This window comes from Flavobacterium sp. (assembly GCF_046153165.1).
In the GTDB taxonomy this organism is placed as follows: Bacteria; Bacteroidota; Bacteroidia; order Flavobacteriales; family Flavobacteriaceae; genus Flavobacterium.
Genome location: NZ_JBJXEN010000100.1, coordinates 1 through 10855, shown reverse-complemented (window position 1 = coordinate 10855; position 10855 = coordinate 1). Strand labels below are relative to the sequence as shown.

The 10855-nt window shown below is 31.2% G+C and carries 16 protein-coding genes; all 16 read right to left on the bottom strand.

Annotated elements, in window-relative coordinates:
• Positions 1–366 (bottom strand): PaaI family thioesterase (locus ACKVOV_RS12085; RefSeq protein ID WP_409207013.1); only part of this gene is annotated, 366 nt, incomplete at its 3' end.
• A 46-nt stretch (positions 367–412) separates the two neighbouring features.
• The gene (locus ACKVOV_RS12080) at positions 413–907 is read right to left on the bottom strand and encodes an acyl-CoA thioesterase (RefSeq protein WP_409207012.1); all 495 of its coding nucleotides are present in this window, start codon (positions 905–907) and stop codon (positions 413–415) included.
• Between the two features lie 27 nt (positions 908–934).
• On the bottom strand, positions 935–1465 hold the full coding sequence (locus ACKVOV_RS12075) for a GNAT family N-acetyltransferase (RefSeq protein ID WP_409207011.1): 531 nt from the start codon (positions 1463–1465) through the stop codon (positions 935–937).
• Between the two features lie 32 nt (positions 1466–1497).
• Positions 1498–2316 (bottom strand): 3-methyl-2-oxobutanoate hydroxymethyltransferase, encoded by an 819-nt coding sequence (gene panB, locus ACKVOV_RS12070; RefSeq protein WP_409207010.1) that lies wholly within the window; start codon positions 2314–2316, stop codon positions 1498–1500.
• 28 nt (positions 2317–2344) lie between these two features.
• Complete coding sequence (locus ACKVOV_RS12065) at positions 2345–3151, bottom strand: isocitrate lyase/phosphoenolpyruvate mutase family protein (protein ID WP_409207009.1); 807 nt, start codon at positions 3149–3151, stop codon at positions 2345–2347.
• 39 nt (positions 3152–3190) lie between these two features.
• A complete protein-coding gene (locus ACKVOV_RS12060; protein ID WP_409207008.1) occupies positions 3191–4081 on the bottom strand; it encodes a hypothetical protein in 891 nt (296 codons plus the stop codon).
• 1 nt (position 4082) lies between these two features.
• Positions 4083–5042 (bottom strand): ketopantoate reductase family protein, encoded by a 960-nt coding sequence (locus tag ACKVOV_RS12055; RefSeq protein WP_409207007.1) that lies wholly within the window; start codon positions 5040–5042, stop codon positions 4083–4085.
• Entirely contained in the window at positions 5029–5556 is a 528-nt protein-coding gene (locus ACKVOV_RS12050) for a DinB family protein (protein ID WP_409207006.1), read from the bottom strand. Before ACKVOV_RS12050 ends, ACKVOV_RS12055 begins: the two co-directional genes overlap by 14 nt.
• A gap of 18 nt (positions 5557–5574) precedes the next feature.
• Positions 5575–6105 (bottom strand): GNAT family N-acetyltransferase, encoded by a 531-nt coding sequence (locus ACKVOV_RS12045; RefSeq protein WP_409207005.1) that lies wholly within the window; start codon positions 6103–6105, stop codon positions 5575–5577.
• A gap of 1 nt (position 6106) precedes the next feature.
• On the bottom strand, positions 6107–6619 hold the full coding sequence (locus ACKVOV_RS12040) for a DinB family protein (protein WP_094152318.1): 513 nt from the start codon (positions 6617–6619) through the stop codon (positions 6107–6109).
• Positions 6612–7190, bottom strand: coding sequence for a DUF1572 domain-containing protein (locus ACKVOV_RS12035; RefSeq protein ID WP_409207004.1), 579 nt, complete (start codon positions 7188–7190; stop codon positions 6612–6614). The genes ACKVOV_RS12040 and ACKVOV_RS12035 overlap by 8 nt, the downstream gene beginning before the upstream one ends.
• A 12-nt stretch (positions 7191–7202) precedes the next feature.
• Entirely contained in the window at positions 7203–8381 is a 1179-nt protein-coding gene (locus ACKVOV_RS12030) for an acetyl-CoA C-acyltransferase (protein ID WP_409207003.1), read from the bottom strand.
• Positions 8382–8434: 53 nt separating this feature from the next.
• Positions 8435–8716 carry an antibiotic biosynthesis monooxygenase gene (locus tag ACKVOV_RS12025; protein WP_409207002.1) on the bottom strand — a complete coding sequence of 94 codons (282 nt, stop codon included), beginning with the start codon at positions 8714–8716 and terminating at the stop codon, positions 8435–8437.
• Positions 8713–9231 carry a DinB family protein gene (locus ACKVOV_RS12020; protein WP_409207001.1) on the bottom strand — a complete coding sequence of 173 codons (519 nt, stop codon included), beginning with the start codon at positions 9229–9231 and terminating at the stop codon, positions 8713–8715. The genes ACKVOV_RS12025 and ACKVOV_RS12020 overlap by 4 nt, the downstream gene beginning before the upstream one ends.
• 51 nt (positions 9232–9282) lie before the next feature.
• Positions 9283–9879, bottom strand: coding sequence for a TetR/AcrR family transcriptional regulator (locus ACKVOV_RS12015; protein ID WP_409207000.1), 597 nt, complete (start codon positions 9877–9879; stop codon positions 9283–9285).
• A gap of 78 nt (positions 9880–9957) precedes the next feature.
• Positions 9958–10794, bottom strand: a complete 837-nt coding sequence (locus ACKVOV_RS12010; protein WP_409206999.1) for a collagen-like protein — start codon at positions 10792–10794, stop codon at positions 9958–9960.
• Positions 10795–10855 lie beyond the last annotated feature (61 nt).

Here is a 10855-nt window from a genome sequence, read left to right as displayed (position 1 = left end):
TTTACCAGACTGAACTGGAAATGCAAATGCTCGCAATGTATCTTTCCAAACTGGACGAAAGAAGTTGATTTTGAATTCAAGGCTGGTAAAAGTTTCATCTTCACCAACAATTGTAGAATGGGCAGTTCCAATAGCTGCGTCTGCTAATTCGCATAGTAAACCTCCGTGAATAGTACCTTGTTGATTGCCATGAATTTGATCATCAGCATTTATCTGAATTGTTGCTTTACCGAAATCAATTTCTGTTATTTCCATTTTTAAGGTTCTTGAAATCGCAGTTGGGTATTTCATACTTGTGGTAATATCTTCAGTTAAGGTACCTACTAACATTTTTTTTATATACTCTAAAACAGGGATTTTATTCATCTTTTTCGTTTATTTAATAGTGTTACTAACTAATTGACATTAATACTTACTGAGTTTGTTTCACTTTTAATTCAGTAAGTAATTGTTTTGTTCTGATTTGTAAATCAACATTATTAATTACTTCTGTGTTTACAATCGTTTTTGCCCATTCCATAAATTTACTATCATGAGGTACTTTTCTTCCTGTTTTTAAATTTACTGGGATGAGTTTTGACCACATAATAGCTTTTATTTGATTTTGACTTTCATCCATCATAATGGTTTCTACGTGAAGAGAATCAACATCCAGGTTCAGTAGACTAGATTGAATTGTTACAATTTCATTGAAAACAGCTGGTCGTAAGTATACAATTTCGTGACTGCCAATTACCCATGCTAAATCGTTTTTGTAATATTCATTAAAGTCGAAATTGTAAAAATCTTTTAAATGGTCTTCACGTGCATTAATTAAATACTCGAGGTATCTTGAGTTATTTAAATGCCCGAACATATCGCAATCTGTGAAGCGAATTTTATCTTTTGAATTTGGATTTTTTTCCATTATATTAGTTTTAAGTTATACTGTTTTTTAGTTGTTAATTATACCGAAGTACATCATGTCTACAATTTCGCCATTTGTCTTTTTGTAATCTCTTCTAATAGTTCCTTCGATTGTAAAACCACTTTTTTCAGCCACATTTATACTAGCTTTGTTTTCCTGATGAATTCTTAATAAAAACTTTGAAAATTTAAGGTTAGAAAAAAAATGAGAAACAATTTCATTCAGTGCTTTTTTAGCAATTCCTTTCCCTGTGTGGTTCTTATCGATAAAATAGCCAATTTCTGCTTTTGGGATATTCCAATCTATATTTTTGACATCAAAAAAACCTATCATTTCATTATTAATTGTTTCTATTATTACATAAGGATAATAGGCTTCGTTTGTATTCTTCTCTATTATTTCATCAATAAAAACTTCTGTGTCATTTATGCTTTTTGTTTTAGAAACGATGCCTGAAATGAAGTCTTCTAGTCTGGGTCTATTGTTTTCTATTAACTCAAAATAGGATTTCGTATCTTCTTTTTTGATGATTCTAATATTATAATTTTCAAATTCCACCTGTATCAATTTATTTATTAATCGCTTGTTGTTTAATACTCTTCATTTGCATTTGGAAAATCAACTAATTTCACATCAGTAATAAAATTACCTATAGCACAATTCATATCTTCATAAAGGTTCATGTAACGACGTAAGAAACGTGGGTTAAATTCGTGAGTCATTCCGAGCATATCGTGCAAAACCAATACTTGTCCATCGACATCGCCTCCTGCTCCAATACCGATTACTGGAATAGAAATACTTTGTGCTACTTTTTTTGCTAAACTGGCTGGTACTTTTTCTAAGATTAAGGCAAAACAACCTGTTTCTTCTAATATTTTTGCATCTTCGAGTAATCTATTTGCTTCCATTTCTTCTTTTGCTCTTACTGCATAAGTACCAAATTTGTAAATAGATTGAGGTGTTAAACCTAAATGTCCCATTACCGGAATTCCCGCATTTATAATTCTTTTAATTGATTTTTTAACTTCTTGACCACCTTCTAATTTTACAGCATGTGCGCCACTTTCTTTCATTATTTTTATTGCAGAATGCAATGCTAGTTTAGAATCTGACTGATAGGAGCCAAAAGGTAAATCGACTACAATTAATGCTCTTTTACATGCTCTAACTACGCAAGAAGCATGATAAATCATTTGATCTAATGTTATTGGCAAGGTCGTTTCATGTCCTGCCATTACATTACTGGCAGAATCTCCAACTAAAATTACTTCTATACCAGCATTGTCGACAATTTTTGCCATTGAATAATCATATGCTGTTAACATTGTTATCTTTTCATTGTTTACTTTCATATCAGAAAGTGTCTTTACCGTAATACGCTTATATTCTTTTTTTGCTACAGACATAATTCTTATTTTATTGTTTTACTATTTACTAAAATAGATTGCTGATTTCTCGAAAGCTCAAGGATTTTTCTGCAAAATCAAATTGCTCTGTCTCTTTAATTTGTTGTATAGTTTGAATGAAACTACTCATTGCAGTTCTATAAAGAGAAGCTCCAAGACTAACCCGTTTTACTCCCATTTCTGACAATTCTTCCAAGTTCATAGGAGCTCCTTTAATTCCCATTAACACATTTAAAGGTTTGTCAATTGAGGTTAGTATGGATTTTAATTCTGTTTTTAAGTTAACTCCTGGAGCAAAAAGCACATCTGCACCTGCCATTTGGTAAGCTTCTAATCGATTTATTGTATCTTTTAAATCTGGATTTCCAATAAAATAGTTATCTGCGCGAGCAGTTAACATGAAAGGAAAATTTAGACTTTTAGCTGCTTCAGATGCTGCTTTTATTCTTTCAACAGACAACTCAAAAGGATAACTTTTGTTTGAAAATGTGTCTTCGATTGAAGCTCCAACAATTCCTGTTTCAGATGCTTTAATTATTGTGTTATAAATGTTTTCAGGCTTATCAAAAAAACCATTCCCCAAATCTGCGGTAACTGGTAAATGTGTTGAGGTGGAAATATTTTTTAAATGAATCATTACCTTTTCTATAGGCAATTCATTATCATTGGCACCTTCAGATAATGACAAAGCAGCACTTGAAGTAGCCAAAGCTTTAAAGCCAAAATGAGTTAGAATTTTTGCTGAAGCAACATCCCAAGGATTCGGTATTATAAAAGTAGATTTATCATCGTGCAGTTTTTTAAATTGTACTGCTTTTTCGTGTTGACTTATCATATTGTTTTGGTTTTTTAGATTTGGAAAGTATTTTATGGATTATAACTTTAGATACAAATCACTATCTAATTTTATGAAATGAATTTCTCCACTCATCATTGCTGGAACAATTAATTGGTCGTTAACTATAATAAAATCGGCTGGACCAGAAATTGGTTCAGAAATATTTATAATCGCAACTTTGTTAGACCCAAATATTCCAATTCCTTGAATTATTCCTTTTTTTTCGAAAGCAACCCAATTGCTTACATACAAAACATCATTACTGATAAATATGCCATCATAGAATCCTTCCAAATTAGTTATTCGAGTAAATGTGTTGTCTTTTAGATTGATATAACCGATAACTCCGTTTGGTTTATTATCGCTTCCGAATCCATTTAAATAAATTCGACTTGCTTTTTTATAGCAAAACAAGCCATTTATTCCTGAAATAGTTACATCGGTTTTAATTTCAGAATAGGATTTATCAATTAAATTAACCTTGTAAAGTTTACTTTTATCCGTTGCCGAAACGTATAAAGTGTTGTTATCCCAAACTACAATATCATTTAAGAAAGAGGTGTCTTTACTAAAGTCGATTTCGTATAATTTAGTTCCTGTTTTTAAATCGATTGCAAGAACTTTATCAACATCATTTATAAATAAAACTTCTTTGTTAATCGCTAATCCTTTTGGTGCATCTAGTTTTTCTTTTACGAAATTAGCATCAAGTATTTGCCCTTTTTTATCCAATTTAATTATTTTACCATCGCCATCTTTTGCCGTTGGGTTTAATTCTTTTCCAATGTCGGCGGCGTAAATAAATTTACCGTCTGTGGCAACACTTTCTACGTGATTGAAACCAGTAATTGTTTTTGTTGTTTGAGCATTTGTATTTATTGTTATAAATAAGCAGAAAGCCAAGTTAATTTTTATTAATTTTTTCATTTTAAGTTTTTTTTAAATTTTTATATATTACACACAATTGGGTTAGTGCACTATCAAAATGCGGAGTTGGCACTTGAAACAATTTGGCTTCCTCGATAACATATTTCACTAACGAATTGATTTCTGTGTGTTTGTTTTTTTCCAAATCCAGTTGGAATGAAGATTTTACATTGCCTTTAAAATTACCAAGTAGATTTATATTATTTAGAACCGTGTTGTCATCAATAGCAATTTTTTTGGCTGTTGACAATTGCATCAATTCAGAGATTAAATTGATAAATAAGTATTCCGATTTCGTAGTTTCTACTATTTCGGAAAAAGTTATTTGAAATAGAGCCGTAACAATAGCCGCTGGAGAAACGAACATAAACTTCTTCCATAAAACAGATTTTATATTTGTGGTGTAAGTCGCATCTATACCCGCATCATTAAGAATTTTTTCAACTTTATCTCCTCTACTATCGTTATTACCATCGGTTCCAAAAAAGAGTTTTGCTGGACCACTTACGTGCTCTATTTTTCCTGGTTTAATAACATTAGAAGCTATATAAATACTTCCTTCCATAAGAGTTGCTCCATAAGGTAAATATGGCGTTATAATTTCTTTACCATTTACAGTATTTTGAGTTGTAATTACAATTGATTTTGATGTTAGGCTGGTAGAATATTTTTCAAAAAGCTCTTCTACCGAAAAGTTTTTTGTGCAGACAATAAGTATATCAATTATTCCGATTTCTAAAGGATTATCAGAAGTTAAAGCTGGCATACATTTATATGATGTACCTTTTGATTCTAGCTCTAATCCTTTTTTATTAATTGCCTCTGCCATTTCTCCTCTTGCAATAAATATGATTTCTACATCATCAATATTTGAGTAATAGTATGCTAATTTTCCGCCAATATATCCGCCGATACCACCGATACCTGCAATTGCAATTCTTGTTTTTTTAGTTTCTGTCATTTTTTATGTTTTTTATTAGTTCAGTTATTCTAGCCAAATGATGATCGTCGTGTTCGGCAACGAATAAGAAGAGATCCATCGTTCGCATTGGTGCTTTTAGTCTAGGGTGAAGTGCTGATTTGAAAACAGTTTCTTCTTTTATAGATTGTAGCGTTTTAATAGTTTGTTCTCTTATTTTTCTAAATTCAGAAAGTAGCCCTTGTAACGATGTATCATTGTGATTTGCTAAATCAGTTTTAGTGTTTTGTAAGTCAGTTGGGCGTAATTCAATTTGACCGTTTATAATATCATCAAGCCTTCCTTGCCAGAGTGGTTCAAGGTCAATTAAATGCCCAATATTTTCTTTTATTGTCCAAGTATTATCCAGAGAAAATGTCAAAATGTTTTCTGAAATACCTATAACCTTTTCTTCAAGACGGATTGGAGTTCCAGAAAGTCTTTCTAAAATTGACGGAAAAATATTTTGGTTATTTTCAAAATTAAAACTTCTATCAAACCATTTTTCTTGTTTCATTTATTTTGATTTTATAGGTTACAATTTCATTTCTAATAATGCCACTTTAAGGTTTCGATGTTGTTCGGGAAGTTCTGGCGTGTTTGGAGTTGTATAATCTTCGATGTGTTTAAAACCAAAACTTTTATAATATTCTATAATATTAGGGTTGTTTGCCCAAGTGTCCATTCTGATATGCTTTAATCTTTTTTCTTTAGCAAACTCTATATTCCAATTCAGTATTTTTTCAAACTGTTTTTGCCCTTTAAATTTTGGATTAACAACAATTCGGTGTAAATAAATGGCATCTCCTTTTTCCATTTCTCTCCAAATCACAACATCAGTAAAACAGATACTGAAAACGCAAAAGATGTCATTTCCGTTTGTTATTTTAAATTGAAGTTTATTGCTAATATCCTGATTGATAAAGTTTTTATCATAGGTTGTCCAGCCGACATAATTATTCTTTTTTATGTAAGTAATCGCTTCTTCAAAAAGAGTATATATGAAGTTTAAATCGGCTGTTGAAGTATTTTCAATTTGATAGGTTTCTGTTTCTTTTAAGCTCATCTTACTTCATTTTTGTAATTGTTTCATTGTGATGTTGTACGTGATGAATAGTGAAATAAAGTATTTCTCGGACTGTAATTTTTCCTAAAACTGGATGTGGACAATTGTATGTTTCCAATTCTTCTTCTGTCCAATTTTGCAAATTTGAAATAAACGTTGCAAGTAGATTTTTCCCTTCATTAACTAATACTTCAATATTGGTATTTAGGTTTAATTCTGGAATAAATGAGGCAGTTGCTTTTATACCATTTTCTAAAGCATTTTTAAACACTTTAACAATTGTTTCATTGCTTGCAGATGCTCTCTCTGATAAACCAAAATTTGTTTCGATATTCGATTTTGGAAGTGCTAAATAATTACTTACTCGTAACAATCCTATATTAATGTGTTCCACATTTTGAGCCACTGACCATTTACCTTTTACAGAAATAGTTGGATTTGGCAAATGAATTGCTCTGTCCCAAAATGCTGAATGTGCTGTATTCAGATTGGTTATTATTTCGCTCTTATTCATCTTTACTTGGTTTTTTCAAGAACTCTTCGGTAAAGTGTTCGTTGTGTTTTTCTTTAGAAAATTTTTCAGCATTATAGAAGTTAGATTTTCCTTTTGGAATTGAAAGTGAAACCCAATTTTCATTGCAGATCATTTTACCAATAAAAACCATTTGTCCTACGTGATAGGGATAATGTGCAAGCTGTCTATTGATTGCTTCTAATACAGTATGACCTTCGTTTCGTATATATATAATTCGATTTAAATCTTCAGCATTTAATAGATTTAAAGCATTGAAAAAACACTTCCAACCTTCGTCCCACATTTCAATAAGTGTCTCTTTTGAATTTATATTGTTTTCAAATTCACCATCACGATTTCTCCATTCCTTTTCTCCATCAGTTGTTAAAAAGTCTGTCCATCGTGATAGCATATTTCCATATAAGTGTTTAACAATTATTGCAATACTATTACTTTCTTCATTGTATTGCCAAAATAGCTTATTATCAGGTAATTGGTCAATTGTTTTATCTCCTAACATTTTGTAATATTCAAACTGTTTTCTGATACTTTCTAAATAAGTTGTGTTCATAGTTTTTATATTTTAAAGATTAATATTTTCAATAACAATTGCAGATGCACCACCTCCACCATTACAAATAGTAGCCACACCATATTTGCCTCCTTCTTGTTTTAAAACAGAAATTAATGTGCAAATTATTCTAGCTCCAGATGCACCAAGCGGATGTCCCATTGCAACTGCTCCGCCGTAAATATTTATTTTATTACTATCTAAATCAAGGATCTTTTGGTTTGCTAAAACCACGGCTGCATACGCTTCGTTGATTTCAAAATAATCAATATCTTTGATTGAAAGGTTAGCTTGTTTTAATGCTTTTGTAATGGCAATAGATGGAGTGGTAGTAAACCATTCTGGTGCTTGGGCTGCATCAGCATAAGAAATAATTTTTGCTATTGGTTTTAAGTTATATTTTTCAACTGCTTCTTTTGAAGCTAATAAAAGAGCAGCGGCACTGTCATTTAGATTACTAGCATTAGCAGCTGTTATCGTTCCGTTTTTGATAAAAACAGGATTTAGTTTGGCAACTTTTTCTGGAATGACTTTAAAAATATCTTCGTCATTGTTAATAATAGTTTCGCCTATTTTTTGAATTATTTTTATTGGAATAATTTCATTTTTAAATTTGCCGTTATTTGTTGCTTTAACCGCTTTAGCATAGGATGATAAAGCATATTCATCTTGTTGTTCTCGGGTTAAATTATATTTTTCAACGCACATTTCTGCTGCGTTTCCCATATGAAAATTGTTATATACATCGGTTAAACCATCTTTTAGCAAACCATCAATACAATTTACATCGCCAAATTTAACTGGCTTGCGAAGTAGATTATAATGTGGCACATTACTCATACTTTCCATTCCGCCCGTAATAACTAAATCTTCCAGTCCTAATTGAATTTGCTGTGCGCCAAGAATTGTTGCTTTCATTCCAGCAGCACAAACTTTATTAACGGTTGTACAATCAGTATTCTCTGAAATACCCGCGAATATTGATGCTTGTCTTGCTGGCGACTGCCCTAAATTTGCTGATAAGACATTGCCTATATAAACGGAACAAATCGTGTTGGGATCAATTCCCACAGATTGATAGGTTTCTTTGATTGCGATTGCTCCTAATTGTGTTGCTGAAAATTCCGATAGATTTCCTAAAAAACTACCAATTGGTGTTCGTTTAGCTGCTATGATATATACTTCGTTCATTTTGTTCCTTTTTATATTATTTCTTTTTAACTACACTATTATAGTATTACAAATTATAAAATACCACTTTCAAGTAAATCCAAATAGATGAAATCAGGTGATTTTACACCAGCATCTGCTCTAATTTGAACTAACTTTGGAGAATTAAAGAACTGTTTAGCATTTTCTATATCATTCCATAATGAAAAATGGACAATTTTGTTTGGTACGTTGTCGTACTTAAAAATTTGAAATGATATTTCACCTGCATCCTTTCTTATAGTTGATGCATTGTCAAATATTTTTTTCCAAGCTTTGTAATCTTCAACTTCGTGAATAATTAATAGGTATTTCATTTTTCTGAATTTTCGAATGATTTACTTTTTTCAATTACTTGTTCTTCAGTTAATCCAAAAATAGAAGGTGTTTTTACATCTAGTAGATTTAAATAAATGCATAATGCACCACAATGATGAATTTCGTGAATAATTAATGCTCGTAAGAAATTGCCGATTTTTGTTTCACTTCCACTTAATGTTACTATTTTTCTGTTGAGGTCTACGTCATTTAAAGTTCTAAAAATTTGCATTGATTGACTGTGCATTTCGTTGAAGTAGGTTATTACATTCTCATAACCATCTGCTAATTCTTTGCCGCACCCTTCATAACAAGCAGGGTTTACTATCACTAATTCTGCAAAAACATTTCTTTCTATTGCTGCAATGTGTCTTATTACATCTGCAATTGTAAATTTTCCAGATTTATATGTCCAGTCCATTTTGTCTTCTGGAATTACTTGAATAATTTGTTTTGTTCCTTCACGGATCTTATCGTAATAAGATAAAAATGATGCTATTGTTTTGATCTCCATTTTTAGAATATTAAATAAAATACCAATCGGTATATTATATTTTAAATTTTTTTACGCTTTTAAATCTTTAATCATTTTTTCTAAATAATTCATTGTAACTTTTAATACTTCTGAACTACCCGTAACTTTGGCTTGCATCATAGCACCTTCTATTAAAGACATTAAAATGAATGAAAATTCATTAGCATTAGTAGAGGCTTTAATTTCATTTCTTTCAATGCCAGTTGTAATTGATTTTTCAATAGCTGTCTTCCAGAATTTAAGTGCGTTAACCGCTTTTGCTCTTAACAAAGGATGCGTATCATCAGCTTCAACCGAAGTATTTAGAATTGGACAACCCGCTTTTAAAAAAGGTAAATCTAAAAAAACGCTATAGGTTTCAGGATAAACTAGAAGTCTATCAATCATATTGGGACGAACTTCAATTTGCTTTCTTAAATAGGAGACTATTGTATTATAATTTTGATCAAAAGCGGCTAAAGCCACCTCGTCTTTGTTTTCAAAATTGCCGTAAATACTACCTTTGGTTAAGCCAGTAGCATTCATAATATCATTCATTGAAGTTCCTACATATCCTTTGGCATTAAAAATAGGAGCTGTTTTTTCGATTATAAATTGTTTGGTACGTTCAGCTTTAGACTTTATCATCATCAAATAGTATTAATTTGTTACAAATATAATTAAAATATACCTATCGGTTTATGAAATTTGTCTCTTTGGATACTGCTAAAAATATAATCCAATTACATACCATTTACTGACACCATCACTAACAAGTTGCACCCAAGATGCATAAGCTCCAATAGCTGTATTGAGATTAGTAGTACCCACAGGTGTATAAATTCCTAGTAAAGTATCTGTTCCGCTGGTTAAAACATTTATGGATTGAAAATTAGAAATTGAAGAACCAGAAATAAATGCTACTCTACCTGCTACTACAGAATTTGCTAAAGGTAGCGTAAAAGTTAAATCTGTGTTAGTAGTTGTATTTATTAAAACAAGATTGTTAGACATATCAGTATTCGTGATAGTGTAATTTACTGTTTTTGTTAAAAATGTATAATTTGTTGTTCCAGCAGGTCCTGTAGCTCCCGTTGATCCTGTAGGACCTGTCAATCCAATTGGACCTTGTGGTCCTGGTATAGAATTTGCAGAAAATAAAGCATAAGGAACACTCATTAACTCACTTGTTCCAGAAATTGTATATGAATTTCCTCCTAATGGATCTGTTTCTGTTTTTATAAAATAAGGACCATTAGCCCAATTGATACCAGAGAACGTTCCGGTGACAATTGTTCCTGTACCAATTTCTAAACTCACTAAACCGTTTGAATTGGTTGTTGGTGTTTGCGTTTCTACATATACTGCTGTTCCTGTTGCTGAGCCTCGCAAAATGCTAATTTTCATCCCCACTGGAGCTGAAGTAATAAGTGTATTACTACCATTGCGAACAACTGCTTGAAAACTCATTTTTTGAGGAGCCTGCGCATTTGCGGTTTGAGATATTGTAAGAATTATAAAAAGTAATGCTGCTTTTGAAATTTTAAGTAAAGCTGTTTTCATAATGATTTAATTTTAGTTAGTTTTAATTATTTTGAAGGATTTTATTATTTGACTATTGTCA